Origin of the sequence: Collinsella sp. Sow4_E3 (assembly GCF_052116285.1) — a bacterium.
GTDB lineage: Bacteria > Actinomycetota > Coriobacteriia > Coriobacteriales > Coriobacteriaceae > Collinsella.
Genome location: NZ_JBQKLJ010000006.1, coordinates 1 through 18,303, shown reverse-complemented (window position 1 = coordinate 18,303; position 18,303 = coordinate 1). Strand labels below are relative to the sequence as shown.

The 18,303-nt window shown below is 58.2% G+C and carries 15 protein-coding genes and 1 rRNA gene; 5 read left to right on the top strand and 11 right to left on the bottom strand.

Features of this window, described 5'->3' with window-relative positions; genetic code table 11:
* Positions 1-299: 299 nt before the first annotated feature.
* Positions 300-1,310, top strand: coding sequence for a LacI family DNA-binding transcriptional regulator (locus ACTQ48_RS05250; protein ID WP_441048885.1), 1,011 nt, complete (start codon positions 300-302; stop codon positions 1,308-1,310).
* A 129-nt stretch (positions 1,311-1,439) separates the two neighbouring features.
* Positions 1,440-2,423, top strand: a complete 984-nt coding sequence (locus ACTQ48_RS05245) for a DNA/RNA non-specific endonuclease (protein WP_441570315.1) — start codon at positions 1,440-1,442, stop codon at positions 2,421-2,423.
* Between the two features lie 127 nt (positions 2,424-2,550).
* Here ACTQ48_RS05245 and ACTQ48_RS05240 read toward each other — a convergent pair whose 3' ends face one another.
* The 4 genes from ACTQ48_RS05240 to ACTQ48_RS05225 form a co-directional block, all read right to left on the bottom strand.
* Positions 2,551-4,626: an elongation factor G gene (locus ACTQ48_RS05240; RefSeq protein ID WP_154517778.1), complete on the bottom strand. Its 2,076-nt coding sequence runs from the start codon at positions 4,624-4,626 to the stop codon at positions 2,551-2,553.
* A gap of 297 nt (positions 4,627-4,923) precedes the next feature.
* Positions 4,924-5,688, bottom strand: coding sequence for an amino acid ABC transporter ATP-binding protein (locus tag ACTQ48_RS05235; protein WP_441570314.1), 765 nt, complete (start codon positions 5,686-5,688; stop codon positions 4,924-4,926).
* 38 nt (positions 5,689-5,726) lie between these two features.
* Positions 5,727-6,380, bottom strand: a complete 654-nt coding sequence (locus ACTQ48_RS05230; protein ID WP_233502679.1) for an amino acid ABC transporter permease — start codon at positions 6,378-6,380, stop codon at positions 5,727-5,729.
* 138 nt (positions 6,381-6,518) lie between these two features.
* Positions 6,519-7,379, bottom strand: coding sequence for a transporter substrate-binding domain-containing protein (locus ACTQ48_RS05225; protein ID WP_427719754.1), 861 nt, complete (start codon positions 7,377-7,379; stop codon positions 6,519-6,521).
* Between the two features lie 347 nt (positions 7,380-7,726).
* Here ACTQ48_RS05225 and rlmD point away from each other — a divergent pair, with 347 nt between their 5' ends.
* Entirely contained in the window at positions 7,727-9,175 is a 1,449-nt protein-coding gene (rlmD, locus tag ACTQ48_RS05220; protein ID WP_441570313.1) for a 23S rRNA (uracil(1939)-C(5))-methyltransferase RlmD, read from the top strand.
* 63 nt (positions 9,176-9,238) lie between these two features.
* Here rlmD and ACTQ48_RS05215 read toward each other — a convergent pair whose 3' ends face one another.
* The 5 genes from ACTQ48_RS05215 to tilS all read right to left on the bottom strand — a co-directional run bounded on the left by ACTQ48_RS05215 (position 9,239) and on the right by tilS (position 15,985).
* Positions 9,239-10,060, bottom strand: coding sequence for a phosphatase (locus ACTQ48_RS05215; protein ID WP_441570312.1), 822 nt, complete (start codon positions 10,058-10,060; stop codon positions 9,239-9,241).
* A 165-nt stretch (positions 10,061-10,225) separates the two neighbouring features.
* On the bottom strand, positions 10,226-11,410 hold the full coding sequence (locus ACTQ48_RS05210) for a pyridoxal phosphate-dependent aminotransferase (RefSeq protein ID WP_441570311.1): 1,185 nt from the start codon (positions 11,408-11,410) through the stop codon (positions 10,226-10,228).
* A gap of 190 nt (positions 11,411-11,600) precedes the next feature.
* Positions 11,601-13,748 carry an ATP-dependent zinc metalloprotease FtsH gene (gene ftsH / locus ACTQ48_RS05205; RefSeq protein ID WP_441016580.1) on the bottom strand — a complete coding sequence of 716 codons (2,148 nt, stop codon included), beginning with the start codon at positions 13,746-13,748 and terminating at the stop codon, positions 11,601-11,603.
* A 1-nt stretch (position 13,749) separates the two neighbouring features.
* Positions 13,750-14,298 carry a hypoxanthine phosphoribosyltransferase gene (gene hpt, locus ACTQ48_RS05200; protein ID WP_154517754.1) on the bottom strand — a complete coding sequence of 183 codons (549 nt, stop codon included), beginning with the start codon at positions 14,296-14,298 and terminating at the stop codon, positions 13,750-13,752.
* A gap of 148 nt (positions 14,299-14,446) precedes the next feature.
* Positions 14,447-15,985: a tRNA lysidine(34) synthetase TilS gene (gene tilS / locus ACTQ48_RS05195; protein ID WP_441570310.1), complete on the bottom strand. Its 1,539-nt coding sequence runs from the start codon at positions 15,983-15,985 to the stop codon at positions 14,447-14,449.
* Positions 15,986-16,033: 48 nt separating this feature from the next.
* Here tilS and ACTQ48_RS05190 point away from each other — a divergent pair, with 48 nt between their 5' ends.
* Positions 16,034-16,843: an MBL fold metallo-hydrolase gene (locus ACTQ48_RS05190; protein WP_441570309.1), complete on the top strand. Its 810-nt coding sequence runs from the start codon at positions 16,034-16,036 to the stop codon at positions 16,841-16,843.
* An 80-nt stretch (positions 16,844-16,923) separates the two neighbouring features.
* On the opposite strand, the gene ACTQ48_RS05185 is transcribed toward ACTQ48_RS05190, so the two are convergent.
* Positions 16,924-17,355 carry an Hsp20 family protein gene (locus tag ACTQ48_RS05185; protein WP_427728790.1) on the bottom strand — a complete coding sequence of 144 codons (432 nt, stop codon included), beginning with the start codon at positions 17,353-17,355 and terminating at the stop codon, positions 16,924-16,926.
* Positions 17,356-17,629: 274 nt separating this feature from the next.
* Between ACTQ48_RS05185 and ACTQ48_RS05180 the strand changes: the two genes are divergently transcribed.
* The gene (locus ACTQ48_RS05180) at positions 17,630-18,100 is read left to right on the top strand and encodes a hypothetical protein (RefSeq protein WP_441570308.1); all 471 of its coding nucleotides are present in this window, start codon (positions 17,630-17,632) and stop codon (positions 18,098-18,100) included.
* Between the two features lie 112 nt (positions 18,101-18,212).
* Here the strand turns inward: ACTQ48_RS05180 and rrf are convergent.
* Positions 18,213-18,303 (bottom strand): 5S ribosomal RNA (gene rrf / locus ACTQ48_RS05175); the annotation flags it as partial.

The following is an 18,303-nucleotide window of genomic DNA, read 5'->3' as shown; positions in this document are numbered from 1 at the left end:
CATTTTTCTTAATACCAGCTTATTTCGGTAAACGCGCAGGTCAGAGCGTTGGTTATGCAATTTAGTTATGCGTTTAACCAAAAATGAATCCTGCGTTTTTGATCTCTTTTTTAAAAGTCAAGAAGTATTTAGATTTCTCGGTAGACGGCAGGCTTGCATAACCGCCACGAATTTCGGACCCCACGGATACGGTATTGTTGCATACTCATAAAAGGGCGAAAGGACAGGCAGAATCGTGTGCCCGCAACCCGAACGTGAACCACCGCGCCAAACAACGCAATTTGTCGGAAGGAGTCGCTGTGACCAAACAGCGCGTTACGATCGCAGACGTCGCCCGCGAGGCGGGAACTTCAACAGCCAGCGTCTCGTATTACCTCAACGACAAACGAGACAAGCTCAGCGACAAAACGCAGGCAAAGATCGCGCGCGTTATAAAGGAGCTGGGATACGTCCCCAACGCCCAGGCGCAAACACTCACCGGCAAACAGACCCGCGTCATCGCCATCATCATCTTGGATAACACCAACAAATGGGCGGGCCTCGTCCTCAACGGTATGGAGCAGGTCATGCTCCCCGCGGGCTACCAGACGGTCGTTTGCACGAGCAACTTTAACCCCGAGACCGAGCTCATGTATGTCGACAAAATGCTCTCGCTGGGCGTCGATGGCTTTATCATCCAGCCCACGGCAAACTTCAAAGCCGTGCACGACCGCATTAGACGCGCCGGCAAGCCGGTCGTCTTTTTCGATGCGGCCATCTATAGCCCAGGTACCAGCTGGATCAAGACCAACCTTTACGACGGTGTGTACAACGCCACGCAGGTACTCCTCGACGCCGGTTACGAAGATTTCTTTTCCATTGCCGCCAACATGACCGAAATGCGCACCCGCATGGAGCGTTTTCAGGGGTATGCCGAGGCGCTGGCAGCGAACGGACAGCTCTACAAAGCGATTTCCATCGACCACAACAAGCCGTCGGTCAGTGAGCTTACCGAGTACTTTAAATACAAGCTCAACCCCGCCAAGCGAACCCTTATCTTCGTGCAAAATCAGTGGGCACTTCCCCGTGTCTACAAGGCCCTCCAGCCCATGGCCCATCTGCTTCCGCAGCAAATCGGCCTTTTGGGACTCAACTGCGAAGACTGGACCAACCTCACCACGCCGACCGTCTCCACCATCATCGAGCCCGTCGACCAGGAAGGCAGAGAGGCGGCCGAGATGCTCCTCGCGCTACTCGATGGCAGCAGCACGCCCGGTGAGCAGCGTATTCTCGAATGCAAGCTCAACTGGCTCGGTTCTACCTCGATCTAGCCATACGTCAAATATGAGGCAAATGAATCCGTAGCGTTTGTCCCAAATCTTAAGTATTTGTTCGATAGAACGGCCCTCGACGGCTCCTGCTAGACTGGTAGACTCCCAACCGTCCGTCCAGGAGTCACCATGTCGCGCAAGTCCGCCTACAAGCAAGCACTTTCTATCGGCACCGCTGTGGTGCTGGGGTTTGCGCTGTTTACGGGATCGCTCGACGGGGCGCCCAGACTGCTCTCGCCGCAAAGTGATGAGCAGGCGGTGGCCCTGGCCGAGAAGCAAGACGAGAGTCCCAGCCGCACCGACGACGAGGCAGACCTGGTTGCCCGACTCGAATCGGGAACGGCAAACTCCACAGACTCCCAAAACAGCCCGTACTCTAGCGACAAGCCACATTCCGCCGCACCCGACACCGGTGATGACGTTTCCGCGGACAGCGCCGCCACCCCCATCGACGAGGTCGAAAACCCCAATCTCGACCGCGCCCGCGGCGTATACCTCAGCAGCATTCCTGACTACGCGGGCAACCCCTATGTTGCCCTGCGAGCCGACAGCACGCACCCGTTGGGCACACCATCATTCACGCTCGATGAATACGAGCGCGCTACAGAAGAAGGTTACTTTAAGAAGTTCTCCAAGCTCGACGGCCTGGGCCGCACCCGCAAAGCGCTCGCCTGCGTGGGCCCCGAATCGCTCGGTCAAGGCGAGCGCGGCGATATCTCGCGTATCCATCCCGCCGGATGGCGCCAGCAACGCTACGACTTTATTCCGGGCCAGAGCCTCTACAACCGCTGTCACCTCATCGCCTGGTCGCTCTGCGGCGAAAACGCCAACCGCAAGAATCTCCTCACCGGCACGCGTTATCTCAACGAAACGGGCATGCTGCCATTTGAGGAGCAGATTCTCGGCTACATCCGCGAGACGGGCAACCATGTGCTCTACCGTGTCACGCCCATGTACAACGAAGAGGAACTCGTCTGCCGTGGCGTGCGTCTTGAGGCGCAATCGGTCGAGGACCACGGCAAGACCCTGTGCTTCCACGTGTACTGCTACAACCTGCAGCCGCATGTGCAGATCGACTACGCTACCGGCCGCAATCAGGCCTCGGGAGACTAGGTCTGGCCAAGCTGCCCCAAAACCTAAATGGACCGTTTTCCTCCATCCCCCAGGGATCAAAAAGGGCCGCCTGGATTGCCCAGAGCGGCCCTTGCATCGGCATGTATGTTACAGACAACGCCCAACGCTACTTGGCACGGCCCTCCTCATAGCGCTCGACCAGCTTGGCCTGAACGTCATAAGGCACCTGCTCATAGCCCGCAGGCTTCATGGTAAAGTCGCCCGTGCCGCGCGTGATGGAGCGCAGACGCGTCGAGTAATCCGTCAGCTCGGCGAGAGGCGCCTGAGCGATGACCACGGTGTCTCCGCGCTCATCGGTCTCCATACCCGTCACGCGACCGCGCGAGGCCGAGATGTCGCCCATCACGGCGCCGGCGTAGCTCTCGGGAATAGTCACCGTGATTTCCTCGATGGGCTCCAGCACCACCGGGTCGGCGTCGGCGCATGCCTTGCGCAGGCCAATGCGAGCCGCCGCGCGGAACGCCATCTCGTTGGAATCGACGCTGTGATACGAGCCGTCGTACACAGCCACGCGAATGCCCGTAAGCGGGTAGCCGGCAATGATGCCGTCCTTCATGGTCTCCTGAACGCCCTTGTCCACGGCAGGGATCAGCGAGCGCGGAATGCGGCCGCCTACGACCTCGTCCACAAACTCATAGCCGTCGCTCGTACCGTCGGGCCCAATGAGCGGCTCTACGCGCAGCCAGCAGTCACCATACTGTCCGGCGCCGCCGGTCTGCTTCTTGTGGCGGCCCTGGGCAGTTGCCGTGCGGCGAATGGTCTCGCGATACGGGATGCGAATCGGCACGCTCTTGGCCGCGACCTTGGTACGGTCCTCAAGACGATTGAGCAGGACCGAAACCTGCGCCTCGCCCACCGCCGAAATGATGGTCTGGCCGGTCTCCTCGTCGCGGTCGATGCTCATGGTCGGATCGGCCTTGCATGCCTTCTCGATAAACGTGTAGAGCTTCTCTTCGTCGCCGCGATTCTCGGCCTCGATGGCGATGCGGTACTGCGAGTTGGGGAACTTAAACGCCGCAGCCTCGACCTTGCCGGTAATCGAGAGCGTATCGCCCGTCTCGGCCGCCAGCTTGGGCGCCACGATGATATCGCCGGCATAGGCGTGACCGACCTCGGTCATGTCGCGGCCGCACATCACATACAGGTGAGCCAGACGATCGCTCTTGCGGGTGCGCGCGTTGATCAGCTCAAGGCCCGGCTCAAGCGTGCCCGTCAGCACCTTGATGAAGCTGATGCGACCCTGCTGAGGATCGGCCAGGGTCTTAAACACAAACGCCACCGGGCGGTCATCGTCGCTCGAGATCTTGAGCGAATCACCGTCGATGAGCGGCATCTCGCCGTAGTCCGTCGGCGCCGGGAAGTACGTGGCGATGTCGTCCATCAGCGAGTTGACGCCCTGCTCCTTAATGCAATCGCCCGCAAAGACCGGCACAAAGATGCGCTCGGCGATCGCCTTCGACAGCAGGCCTTCAAGCTCCTCCTGCGTCAGCGTCTCCTCGCCTTCCAAGTACTTCATCATCAGTTCGTCGTCAGCCTCGGACACCAGCTCGCACAGATGGTCATGGGCCTCCTCGGCCTGGGCACGATACTCCTCGGGAATCTCCGACTCAACGGCTTCGGCGCCGTTGCAATGGCGCGCCTTCATGCGCACCAGGTCGATGATACCGTCAAAGTCCTCGCCCTCGCCCCAGGGAAGGGTCACGGCGCCCAGGCGCGTGCCAAAGCGCTCCTGCAGCAGGTCCATCGTGGTCGCAAAGCTGGCCTCGGAGCGCGACAGGCGGTTTACGAACACCGCACGCGCCAGACGCAGGTCCTCGGCGGCATACCAGAGCTTAACCGTCGTAGGCTGCGGGCCGGCCTCGGCGTCGACCACAAACAGAGCCGTCTCGCAGACGCTCATCGCGGCAAAGGCGTCGCCGATAAAATCGGGGTAGCACGGGGCATCGAGCACATTGATGCGCGCACCCTTCCAGTCGATCGGCGCAATGGTCGTCGAGATGGAAAACGCACGCTTGACCTCTTCGGGGTCATAGTCGAGCGTGGGCTTGGTGCCGTCGTGGCCGCCCAGGCGGGCGGTCTTGCCGGAAAGGTGGAGCATGGCCTCGGCGAGTGAAGTCTTGCCCACCCCACCTTGGCCTACGAGCACCACGTTCCTTACGTTACCGGTCTTGGGAGCACCCATGATGACCTCCTTGCAGGGCCGCGCGCAATGCGCGACGCCAACGGGGAGAGTTCGCGGTCGATGCCGTCCCGGGAGCAGCATGGTCGGCAGCCGATCCGGCTTACCCTCCAAATGTCCTATGCCACCACCCTACCCTCGCGGGCGACTGTCCATGCACACCTTTCGGCGCACGTATGAATACGGGCGGCGAGAGGAGGGGGCAAACGCATGAGGCGGTTATTAAGCCCCATCGGCGCAAATAAAAACCGCCGCAGGCCATAAGACCTGCAGCGGTTTCGCCTCAATGTCTACTTGAGCCTAGCCCTCGATACGGCTCAGGAACTCGCGCGTGCGCCGTTCGCGCGGATGGCCGATAACCTGCTCGGCAGGACCCTCCTCTACAATGCGACCGCCGTCCATAAAGACCACGCGATCGGCAACATCGCGCGCAAACTGCATCGCATGGGTCACGATCACCATCGTCATATTCTGCGCGGCAAGGTCTTTAATGACACGCAGCACCTCGGCCGTTAGCTCGGGATCGAGTGCCGAGGTCGGCTCATCGAAGAACAAGATCTCTGGATCGAGCGCCAAGGCACGCGCAATACTCACACGTTGCTGCTGACCGCCCGAAAGCTCGCATGGCACCTTGTTCTCGTTGCCCGTAAGCCCCATCTGCGCGATCAACTCATGCGCACGTGCTTCGACCTGCTCGCGCGGGCGCTTGAGCACGCGAATCGGAGCGTCGGTAATGTTTTTCATCACGGTATAGTGCGGGAACAAATTGTAGTTCTGAAACACCAGGCCAAAACGCGAGCGCGCCTGCTTGGGCACATCGCCTTTCGCATACACCGTGCCCGATCCCGCATCCGTCGCAACGGCTAGATCACCAAACGAAAGCGAGCCGCCGTCAAGCGTCTCGAGCAGCGTGGCGCAGCGCAACAGCGTTGACTTACCGCCGCCCGAAGGTCCGATAATCGCCACGACCTCGCCGCGCTTTACCTCGAGCGAGATATCCTTGAGCACCTCATTGCCACCAAACGCCTTGCGCGCGCTCGTTATATTCATTACCGTTCCGGACACGGGAACCTCCATGTGTTTGAAAAGCACGACGGAACAGGCTAGTCGTGGTAGTAGTCAAGTCGCTTTTCGGCGGCGCCCAGCAGCATCTCGACCACAAAGTTAAAGACCCAGTAGATCAGTGCCGCAATCGCAAACGGCACCATGCTCACTTGCGAGGCAACCAGTGCCTTGGCCGTCGAGAACATCTCCCCCACGCCGATGGCAAACGCCAGCGACGTGTCCTTGACCAGCGTGATGATCTCGTTGCCCATCGCCGGCAAAATGCGCTTGGCGACCTGCGGCATCACAATGTACAAAAATGTCTGCAGGCGTGAGTAACCCAGCACCTCGGCGGCCTCATATTGACCACGCGGGATAGACTGCAAACCCGAGCGATAGATCTCGGCAAAGTAGCCGGCATAGTTGATGATGAATGCCACGACGCACGCTGTCCACTTGGAATCGGGCGTGAGCGAAATACCAAAGACGTAATACGGAGCAAAGTAGATGGCAAACATCTGCAGCATGAGCGGCGTACCGCGCATGACCGAAATGTAGATGCGCGCAATCCAACGCAGCGGCGCGATTTTGCTCATGCGCATAAACGCCACGGGAATTCCCAAGGGAATCGAGCCCAACAGCGTGAGCACAAACAACTGCAAACTGACCAAGAAACCCTGGCCAAGCATCTGCATCATGACCTGAATAGACAACCCAAGCTCTCTTTCACAGCAACAGAACAGCAGGTGTTAATTGAAATAGGCACAGTGCCCAAGATTGCGAGCGACAAGCCCGACGAAGCGTACTTTGGTACGCGAGGAGGGTTGGAGCCGCAAGGTTGGGTGCTGTGGCTATTTCAAAACCCAGTTATCGAAGGACAGGCCATAGCTCGCATACTTGTCGCACAGGTCCTTGACTGTACCGTCCTCATAGAGCGCCTTAAGCGACTCGGTCACGGCGTCGGCCGACTTGGTGTCGCCCTTTTTAAAGCCAACGGCGTAGTGCTCGCTGGACAGCGGCTTGTCAAGTTGCGTATAGGCATCGGGCTTGGCGGCAAGCTGATACTGGGCGATCGAAAGGTCGCAAGCCACCGCATCGACCGCGCCGCTCTCGAGCTGCATAAAAGCCGTGTTGTACTCGCCGATGGTATCGAGCGTGGCAAACGTCGCCGCCAGATCCTTCTGGTCACCTTCTAGCACATCCTGTGCGGCAGAATCGGTCTGGGTAATCACGGTCTTGCCGGCAAGGTCGTCCCAACTCTTGATGCCCGCATCCTTCTTGACCACCAGCACCTGCTCATTGAGCATGTACGGCTCGGAGAACGTGTAGTCGTCCTCGCGGCCCTCCATGGTAAAGCCGTTCCAGATGCAGTTGATGGCGCCCGAGTTGAGCAGCGTATCCTTGGCGTCCCAGTCGATGGCCTCGTACTTGACCTCCCAGCCCTGCTTATCGGCAACTGCCTTGGCCAAATCGAGATCAAAGCCGGTGTACTCGCCATCGTCGCCCACAAAGCCATACGGAGGATAGGACTTGTCAAAGCCCACCACGAGCTTCTTAGACTCCACAACGCCCTTGGCGTCCTTTGCCGCGGCAGAGCCGGCAGTGGAACCCTTGTCGGCACCACCGCCGCAGCCGACAAGACCAAGGCCAAGCACCGTGGCGAGCGAGCCGGCTAGACCAACAAACTGACGACGAGACATATCGGTATTCATGGTATTCCCCCTTGATGGCACTTTAGCTAAGTAAAGTGAGTCATGTAACGTTCAGAATCATACACTTTACCTTGATAGAGTACAAGGGAGAAGTTGCCCGGCGCGGGCGGGGAGCGGCGCGTAATTAAGTTTCCTGCTCTACAGTCCTGCGCAAGACGGAAAGCACATTAAGTGCTTTCCTTTGCGTGCGGAACTCGCGATAAACTTAATTACGCGCCGCTCCCCGCCCGCGCCGGGCAAACGTCGTTGGACTTATCACTAACGTGAAGTGGACGCTTGCATATCGTCTGCTGGCTTGGCACGGTACAATACTTGCAGCTTTAATTCATGAATTAGTGGAGTTATTGATGGCAGAATCTCGTGCGGAGCGTAAGGCTCGTCGTGCTTTGATCGAGGCGGCTGAGGGGTCGGAAGAGAAAAAATCTTCTAAGAAATCCAAGTCGTCTCAGGACACGAAGGGTAAGTCGGCCAAGGGCAAGGCTAAGGCCAAGCGCCCCAGCTTTCGTCGGGGCGAGGATAAGGCGCCTCAAGCTCGTTCCAAGCGCTCGCATAATGAGTCGTCCCGGTCCGCTCATAAGGCCGTTGATCCCAAGTCGCCCTGTTCCATCATGAAAGCTTGCGGTGGATGCACGGCGCTCAACAGGCCTTATAAGAAGCAGCTGGCGGCCAAGCAGGCTGCTATGGATGAACTTTTTGCTGCTCTTTGCGAGCGTGAGGGCATAACCGTCGATCCCATTCGCGGTATGGACGTTACTCTGGGCGACCCGGGCAAATATCCTGCGCCGCGTGGTTTTCGCCATAAGGCCGCCACTCCCTTTGCCCCCGGCAAAGGGGGCGCTGTCCGCTGCGGCTTTTTTGAGCGCGGCACGCACAGAATCGTCGCTGTTCCCGAATGCCCCGTCGAGGCACCGGGAGCCCGTCAGATTCTTAACGGCATTGCGCGTGAGGCCGAGCGCCTGCACATTCCCGCCTTTAACGAGGACAAGCATCTGGGCCTGCTTCGCTATGCCGTCGTTCGCTGCGGCTGGCGCACCGACCAGATCATGATCACCCTCGTTACCGCCCAGCGCGACCTGCCGCATGCGCAGGAATTCTTTGAGGCCATCGCCGCACTCGATCCGCGTATCGTCACCGTCGCCCAAAACATCAACGGACGCCCTGGCAACGCCATCCTGGGTGAGGAAACCCACATCGTGTATGGCGCTGAATGCATGCGCGACCAGCTACTCGGCTGCGAGTTCGATATCTCCCCCACCGCGTTCTACCAGACCAACCCGCAGCAGACCGAGCTGCTCTACCAGCTCGCTATCGACGGTATGGATCTGCACCAGGGCGATGTTCTCATGGATGCCTACTGCGGCAGCGGCACCATCGGTCTTTGCGCAGCTAAAGAAGCTCAGAACAAGGGCATCGGTATCATGTTACTTGGCGTGGAGCGCAACCCGGCGGGCATTGCCGACGCACGCCGCAACGCCGAGCTCAACGGTCTTACCCGCAGCGCCTGGTTTATGGCCGACGATGCCACCGACTACATCCTAGATGCCGCCGACAACAACGAGCGCATCGACGTCCTTTCCATCGATCCGCCGCGTGCCGGCTCTACCCCCGAGTTCCTCGAAGCCGCCTGCGCGCTTAGACCTCGCCGCATCACCTATATCAGCTGCAATCCCGTGACCCAAGAGCGTGACCTGCACCAGCTCCTCGACGGTGGTTATCGCCTGCTCAAGATCACGCCCGTCGACATGTTCCCCCATACCGACCACACCGAAACTGTAGCGGTCCTCGAGCGCCGCTAATCCACCGGTACAAGAAGGGGGCGACCCGTCTGGACCGCCCCCTTACTTGGTTTATGAACTCCGCTACATCCTCTTGCGCAGGTCACACACGCCGGCTGCCGCCATCTCGCGCAGTAGCGTCTCGCGATCGCGCGTCACGATCAAATCCAGCGGAAAGTGAATCTCGTCGAGCATCTTGCGCGCTTGGTCGAGCTTACCAATTGCCATACCAATGTGCGCATCGGTCGAGACGCCAATTCCCACGCCCAGCTCGGCGCACCGCTCGGCAATCTTGCGGCACACGTCCCAATGCTCGGCATCCGCGCCATGCTCAAGACTGTGATTGTTGATCTCGATGATCTTATGCTTAGCCTTAGCAGCAAGCAACACCTCGTCGATATCGAACGGCACGCCCGATCGACCCGTATGCCCCAGCATAAACACCTTGGGGTGCTCCAGAGCATTGATATACATCTCGGTCGTCTGGGCCAGCGTCGCGCCTTCAGCGAACTGCGGATTATGCACGCTTGCAACCAAATAATCCAAATTACGCGTAACCCGATCGAACAGCGAATGCTGACGGCTGTACGAATCGCCGGCAATATCGAGCGTGACAGGAGTGTCCTCACCAAACAGGCTTCCGTCCAGCGAAACGATATCGGCCTCGGCGCCACGCAGCACCAACACGCCGCTCCAAATGCGCGGCCATATATCCTGGTTGATAAAGAACTGGTAACTGCGCAGGTCATTGGGGCAAGCCGTAACCATAGAGCTCAGATGGTCGGCAGATCCAAGCACCTGCAGGCCACGCTCTGCCGCCCAGTACACATTCTCCTCAGTGGTCGAATATGCATGCGCAGAGAACATCGTATGGGTATGAATGTCACAGGAAAGCAGGTAGGGCATCAGGTCTCCTTATCTGGTATGGCCGTCGCGTATATTCATTGTACGCATAGCCTTCGATAGTCGTAAAACCGCTCCATCCCAAAGACACAACGTCCATGACAACGGGGTCCGGTTTAACACCAAACCCCGTTTCACGTAAAACATTGTAGGCAGAGCGCTCTGCTTTTAACGATACTCGTCCGCCAACTGTTTCCAAGCGGGTAGCGAATTGATAATCGTTTCGTAACTCACGCAATAACCCAAGCGGAACCAACCCGACATGCCAAAGCTATCCGAAGGCACCGCGAGCAACTCGTACTTCTTTGCACGCTCGCAAAAAGCGTTTGCGTCGGGCTCGAGCGCCTTCACCCACAGATAGAAAGCGCCGTCCGGCTCAACGTAGGTGTAGCCGTACTCCGCCAATGCGTCGGTGAGCGCCGTTCGGTTGCGAGCATAGGCTTCGACATCACTCGGCTCATCGATGCAGTCGATAATCACGCGCTGGAAGAGCGCCGGTGCGCACACAAAACCCAGTGTACGGGCGGCACCGGCGACGGCCGGCATAAGGCGAGCAGCCTGCGGATTGGTGTTGGGAACCAAAATCCAACCCACACGCTCACCCGGCAGCGACAGCGACTTGGAATAGGAATAGCACACGACGGTGTTCTCGTAGATTGAGGGTACCCAGGGCACCTCGGCACCGTACACGATCTCGCGGTACGGCTCATCCGAGATGAGCATAATCGGATTCTCGGGATCACGCTCGGCATTGACCTCGCGCAGAATATTGGCCAGTCGCGTCAGCGTGTCACGCGTATATACGGCACCGGTCGGGTTGTTGGGCGAGTCGATAATGACGGCCGCCGTCTTATCAGTAATCGCCTTGAGCACGTTGCCCACACTCAGCTGGAACGTGTCTTCATCGGCGGGTGCCTCGACACACGTACAGCCGGCCTTCTCAATCCACACGCGATACTCCGGAAAGTACGGGGCGATAACAATGACCTCGTCACCGGGATTGGTAACAGCGTTGAGCGTGCAGGTGAGCGAAGCCGCCGCACCCACGGTCATAAAGACATCTTTACCCTCATAGCTCGTGCCAAAACGACGGTTGAGCGACTCGGCCACAGCGACACGACATTGCGGCAGGCCTGGTGCGGGCGTGTATCCGTGCAGTTGGTCGCTCGGCAGCTCCAAGGCCTTTTTGATGGACTCCGCCACGGCAGCGGGCGCCGGAACGCTCGGGTTGCCCAGCGAAAAATCGAATACGTTCTCCGCACCGATCTGTGCCTTGCGTTCAAGTCCATAGCTAAAGATCTCGCGGATGATAGAGCTTTCCGCGCCGCGAGCAAACATGGTTTCGTTGATCATCTGTTCCCCTTTCGCATAGGCGGTATTGTACGCTTTAGTCAAGCAAAGTACCGCAGCAATGTTAATTGGGGACAGACTTAAATGCGTGAAAACGCTCATTTAAGTCTGTCCCCAATCAACAGATGGCCCCATATCGCTCAAAAGAAAAAGCCTCCGCAGGTTTTCCCCGCGGAGGCTCTCGCGACAAAGACTACTCGTCGGCCTCGGTGTCGCCATCGGCCTTTTTTGTGTCAGCAGCCTCGACATCGTCAGCGCTATCGGATGCGACTTCGGCATCTTCCTGCATGGCCGCCTGCGCAAAAGCTGCGGCATCAGCTGCCAGCTCCTCCTCGCTCATACGAGGCGTGCGCTTTTTGGTCGGCACGCCGCCCGCCTTGGCGTTGCGCTCCTCCTTGGCTGCCAGAATGTCGCCCTCGCGCTCAAGGTAGGCATCCCAGTCGTTGTCGAGCAGGGCGTTCACGGCGTCGCCTTCGACGGTCTCGCGCTCAAGCAGCACCTTCGCCATCAGATCGAGCTGATCGCGACGGGCATCCAAAATCTCAACAGCACGGCGATGGGCCTCACGCATGATGCGCTGAACCTCGATATCGATGCGGCGCGCCGTCTCCTCGGAGTAATCCTGGTGATCGGCATAATCGCGACCAAGGAACACCTGATGCTGCGCCTCGCCAAACACTTGCGTGCCCAGCTCCTCGCTCATGCCCAAACGCGTAACCATCTCGCGCGCCATCTTGGTCGCGCGCTCCAGATCGTTGCTCGCGCCCGATGTAATGTCATCGCACATGAGCTCCTCGGCAACGCGACCGCCCAAGAACACGGCAAGCTCGTCGAGCATCTCGTTCTTGGTCTTGAGGAAGTGATCCTCCTGCGGAAGCTGCAGCGTATAGCCCAGAGCCTGACCGCGGCTGACAATCGAAATCTTGTGAACCGGATCGGAGTGCTCCAGGATGTGACCCACCAGAGCATGACCGCTCTCGTGGTAGGCAATCGTGGTGCGCTCGGCTTCGGTCATCACGCGCCCCTTGCGCTGCGGTCCTGCAATCACGCGCTCCATCGATTCTTCGACCTCGTCCATCGAGATCACGGAGCGATGACGGCGAGCGGCAAGCAGCGCGGACTCGTTGAGCAGGTTTGCCAGGTCGGCACCGGTAAAGCCAACGGTCATCTGGGCGAGCTTCTCAAACTTAACGTCCTCATCCATTGGCTTGTTCTCGGCATGCACGCGCAAGATCTGCTCGCGCCCCTTCACATCCGGGCGGTCGACCGTAACCTGGCGGTCAAAACGACCGGGGCGCAGCAATGCCGGATCCAGAATATCGGGGCGGTTGGTCGCGGCGATCAGGATGACCGATTCGCTTTCCTCAAAACCGTCCATTTCGACCAGCAGCTGGTTGAGCGTCTGCTCGCGCTCGTCGTGACCGCCGCCCAGACCGGCTCCGCGCTGACGTCCCACGGCATCGATCTCGTCAATGAAGATGATCGACGGAGCCTGAGACTTGGCCTCCTTAAAGAGGTCGCGCACGCGGCTGGCGCCGACGCCCACGAACATCTCGACAAAGTCAGAGCCCGAGATGCTAAAGAACGGGACACCGGCCTCTCCGGCAACGGCCTTGGCCAGTAACGTCTTACCGGTACCCGGAGGGCCCACCAGCAAAACGCCGCGCGGGATCTTGGCACCCAGCTTGCGATAACGGTCCGGATCGCTCAAGAAATCGCGAATCTCTTCGAGCTCCTCAACAGCCTCGTCCACGCCGGCAACGTCTTCGAACTTGACCTTGGGACGCGTAGCCTCGTTGGTCTTGGCGTTGGTCTTGCCAAACTGCATGTTCCTATTATTGGCGCCCATCATCTGGCGCATAAAGTAGAACATGATGGCGATCAGGGCAATCGTCGGCAGTACGCTCATCGCCAAGTCGCCCCAAAAATCGGGGTCGTTGGTGTTGACGATGTACTTAGTGTCGGGATGCTCCGCCATGAGCTCGGCAAGCGAATCGGAGCCGACATAGCTCGAGGAAAAGCTCTTGAGCTCACTCGTGTCGCCCTTGTCCTTTTTCGCCTTCCAGTAATGACCCGTCACGCTTCCGTCCTGAACCGTATAGGTCAGATCTTCGACGCGATCCTGCTTGATGGCGCTCACCATCTCGCTCGTCGCGAGCTTAACGGTATTGCTGGAGCTGGCAAAGCCGGAGCCCATATTAAAGAAGGCGTAGCCCAGAAGTGCGCAAGCCAAAAGAAAATACAGCCAGCCCGTACGTGTGGGTTTCTTGCCTCCGGGCATCCCCGGAATCTTAGGGTCCCGGGGTGTCTGGGAATTGTAGTCGTTACGGTCGTCGGGCATCTTACGAATAAACCTCCGGTTTCAAAATGCCCAGATACGGAAGGTTACGATAGCGCTCGGCATAGTCGAGGCCGTAGCCCACCACAAAGGCATCGGGGCAATGGGTTCCAACATACTTGGGCGTAATGGCCGAGATGCGATCCTCAACGTCCTTCCACAGGAAGGCGGCGACCTCCAGAGAAGCGGGCTTGCGGCTCTCAAGGTTCTTCATCAGATACTTGAGCGTCAGGCCCGAGTCCAGAATGTCTTCAACGATCAGCACGTCACGACCGCGGATATCGATATCAAGGTCTTTGATGATACGCACGATGCCCGAGGACTTCACACCGTCGCCATAGCTCGAAACGGCCATGAAATCGATATTGGTCGGCAGCTCGATCTTGCGCATCAGGTCGCCCATAAAGACCACGGCGCCGCGCAAGACCGCAATCAGCACCAGATCCTTACCCGCGTAGTCGCGCGTAATCTCCTCGCCCAGGCGAGAGACGATACCGTCGATATCCTCCTGCGTAAACAGAACCTTCTCGATATCCGGATGTTGAGAAGCCATGACAACCCTTTCTTGTGCTTAATCGCCCACACACCGCCGTATGGACGCGAACTACACATTCTAGCAGCGCACGGGGTATATTTTCCAGCCCGTGCACCATCAGCGCGGGAATACCGTCAACGCCGCACAGAAAAACTGGTGCGAGGGGCTAATCCGCGTCAACCACGCGAAGCAGATAGGCCACACGCGTCGCCGCCGTGCACTTAAAGCGTTCGTCCGCGCGAACTCCGGCGACCCACACCACGACACCCCCCGGTGCCGTCCTTACCATGGGCACGCCGGTACGCTCGGAAACGGGAATACGAGCCTCGCACAACAAGTCGGATACCTTCTTGCTTCGGCCACTCATGCCTAACGGGCACATCACGTCTCCCGGTGCGGGACCGTCCACCCACAGGCGCGCCAATCGCCCCTCGGCAGGAACCTCGCCGCGCGAGCCCGCCAAGATCCGCTCGCTATCGCTGTTGGCAAAACCCAGGGCAGCCGCGTCCACCAAAGCTGTCACTTCCCCAGCAGCCGCAAACTCACGGGCGCGGCGCACGATATCGCATCCCGGCTCAACGGCTATCGCTTCTGTGACCAGCATGCGTCCCCCGCCCAACGACATACGGCCGGGTATGGTAATCCAGTCCGCAACCAAGCCCTCACGAGCCGCCGGCGCCTTAAACGCCAGCATGCCAAACTCAACACGTGCGTCAATCCCCGCCGGAAGCGTAACCGAACCCGCACCCTCGGCAACACAGGAGAGGACTCGCTCCACATGGCGCATCTCTGGGCGAGCGTCCGGATCGATGCGTTTAATCGCCAGTCGCACGATGCGCCGCGCGATTACCACCTCGGCCGCAGCAAGGCGTCTGGCATCGAGCACCAGCGCGCCCGCTGCCTCTTTGCGCAGGCAGCTTCGAAACGCCTGTGCCGACAACTGGGATAGAAACGCATCCTCATCACCCAAGATCTCACAGGCGGCGCCAATCGTCTTGCACACGCTCGCATTACGCTGCGCCAGCACTGGCATTACCCGGTGGCGAACGTAGTTTCGCAGATACGTGATATCTTCGTTGGTCTCGTCCTCGCGCCACGGCTGACCATGCACCTGCAGATAGCCCACAAGCTCGCCATGAGTTAGGTCGAGCAAGGGGCGTACCACAATATTCCTTCGGCGGGGAATGCTCGAGAGCCCAGCAGGGCCCGATCCCTTAATGGCGTTCATCAAAAATGTTTCCGCGCGGTCTGAAGAGGTATGGGCAGTGCAGATGCGCGCCGCCGTTCTCGGCGCCCCCATCTTGGCACAAAGCTCGCGAACATACCTTCGCGCCGCGGCATAACGCACCTCGCGCGCAGCCGCCTCGATATTGCCCGACTCCCCATCAAAATAGGCGTGCTCCACGCACAGCGGCAAGCCATATTGTGCGCAGAGCTCGCGCACAAAGGCCTCGTCGCCGTCGGATGCCTTGCCTCGCAGGTGATGGTTTACATGAAGCACATGTAGGCGCTCGCGAGCAATGGGGGCAACGCCGCGTCCATCTTGGATATCCAGCTTTGATGTGCACGCCATAAGAAGCAGCGCCGTCGAGTCCGCACCACCTGATACCATGAGCACCACAGGAGCAGCCTGCTGCCTCGTCCGGGTCTCATCGGCTGCCCCGGGTACGGCATGGTGTCCGTAATGCTGTGATACCGTTGGCATTCGCTTCCTCCTCTATTCGTCAGCACTCATTGTATCCTTTGGAATCTTATGTCTCGCCTGCACCTTCATATCCTCGGCAGCGGCTCTAAAGGCAACTGCGCACTCATCGAGGGCCCGCAGGGGCTCATTATGGTCGATGACGGACTGTCCCGCCGCGAAACACTCAAACGCATGGCTGAGCTCGGCCTTTCGGCAGACGACGTGTCCGCCCTTGTTGTCACCCATGAGCACGGCGACCACATTAAGGGGCTTGAGGTGTGGTGCAAACATTGGAACGGACCGGTCTTTTCCAGCAGGGGCACGCTCGCATCAAAGGAAAGCCTTGCACATCTGTCTGTTGAGGAATTCGACCCAGGTGACGCCCTCTCTATTGCCGGGGTCCGCATTCAAACGTATTCGACATCGCACGACGTCGTCAATCCTGTCGGCTACCGTTTTGATGCCCAGGGTGATTCGGTTGGCTTTGCCACCGACACCGGCGAGTTGTCGAAGCGTGCCATCGATACGCTCAAGGACTGTCGCATTCTCGCGCTCGAAAGCAACCACGATGTAGCCATGCTGCGACAAGGAGACTATCCTCGCTTTCTTCAGGAACGCATCCTGTCTGCAAAAGGGCATCTCTCCAACGATCAGGCCGCCGATGCCGCACGCGCGCTGGTAACCGATCGCACCGAGCAGCTTATCGCGATGCACATTAGCCAAGACAACAATCGCCCAAGCCTTACCGTCAAAAGCTACGCAAGCTCACTTGGGGCGACACTCGACAACGAGCTTGGTAGCACCGCCGCCCGCATTGAGGGGCCACATAAACTCACAATACGTCCCGCCGGGCAATATCGGCCCATGACCATTCAGTAGGTCGTCTCAAATAGAAAAGGGGGCCGGGAATCGCTTCCCAGCCCCCTTAACTCAGGCACCGATGTTAATGGCCGATAACGTTAGTCGATGAAAATCTTCGTAACGTTCTTCTTTTCGACAATCTTAGGAACCGTAACGGTAAGGATGCCGTCAGCATACTTTGCAGAAAGTCCCTCGCTCGAAGCATCCTTCAGGTACACACCGCGCGTCGCGCTGTAAGAGCAAAACTCCTTCTGCAGGTAGTTCTTGTCCTTGTTCTCTTCGCTCTCCTCAACATTCACGCTAATGGAAAGACGACCCTCATTGAGCTCAACGTCGATGTCGTCCTTCGCGACGCCGGTCAAATAAGCCTTGACCTCGTAACCGTCGCCCTTGTCCTCAACATCAACGGGAAACGCCTTGGAGGCGATCGAGTTGTTTGCCAGATCGGTCATATCATCAAACAGATCGAACAACGAGCTAGCAGAGGGACGAACACCAAAAACCGAACGATAAGGAACCATGCTTGCCATGACTACCACTCCTTTAAGGGACTGCCGAGCCATCTTCTAGGTGGCAGGGACTTCTTTTGACGCTTTAATATATGCCCATCCATTTCTTATATATACATTTTGATATAAAGTTTTTTGAGTCTCTATCTATAAGCATATCTAAGTCTGTATGACTAAGGTTTAATGAGATCAAGCTTCTTTGAACCGTGTCTTAAATACCATATGTGCCCTAGCTAAACAAAGCTGGGGCTTACAATGAGCGTATACACAATATTAATGACAACCTAAGGGCATCATGGACGATCAAGCCTCCGACAATTCGTATGATCAGATGCAGAACGATAAATCAACCTATCCGCGGACCATACGCTACCATCGTCCCCATATTTCCCAAGAGCCTATTGACGATACAGAGCCTGAATATGTAACTCGCAATCGTTATCAAACCCTTGAAGAATCTCAATCAGGTCGCAAACATATGGGCGTCGCACCGAGCGAATCGGCGTATCTCAAAGATGCCCCCTTATCCAAAAACAGCGCATGCAACCAGGAGCAGGCCCAAACACCCGCTAAGCAACAACGAAGAGGGCCTCGCCCTAAGCAGACCCTAACGCATTCTGCCCGCTATTTAGAGACGCCGAAGCAAGGAAAATCGATATTTATATCGTCTAGCAGACGACGCAAACAGCACCGGCTCCAAATCGCGCTCTTGATCATTGCCATCGCGGCAATCGCGCTGGTCATTCGTTTTATTTTCTTCAAATAGAAAAGACAATTAAGCCGTAGGGGCTTTAAGTTTACAACGCCCAAATGAAAAAGGGGGAGGCCGCGAGGCCTCCCCCTTCTCAGTCCAAGCGTACGGCTCGGTGCCGTCCACCGGTCAGCGGCGCCCTGGCCTCCCACGGGCTGGCCCCGCAGTACTCTCGGCGCGATGGGGCTTAGCTTCCGGGTTCGGAACGGGACCGGGCG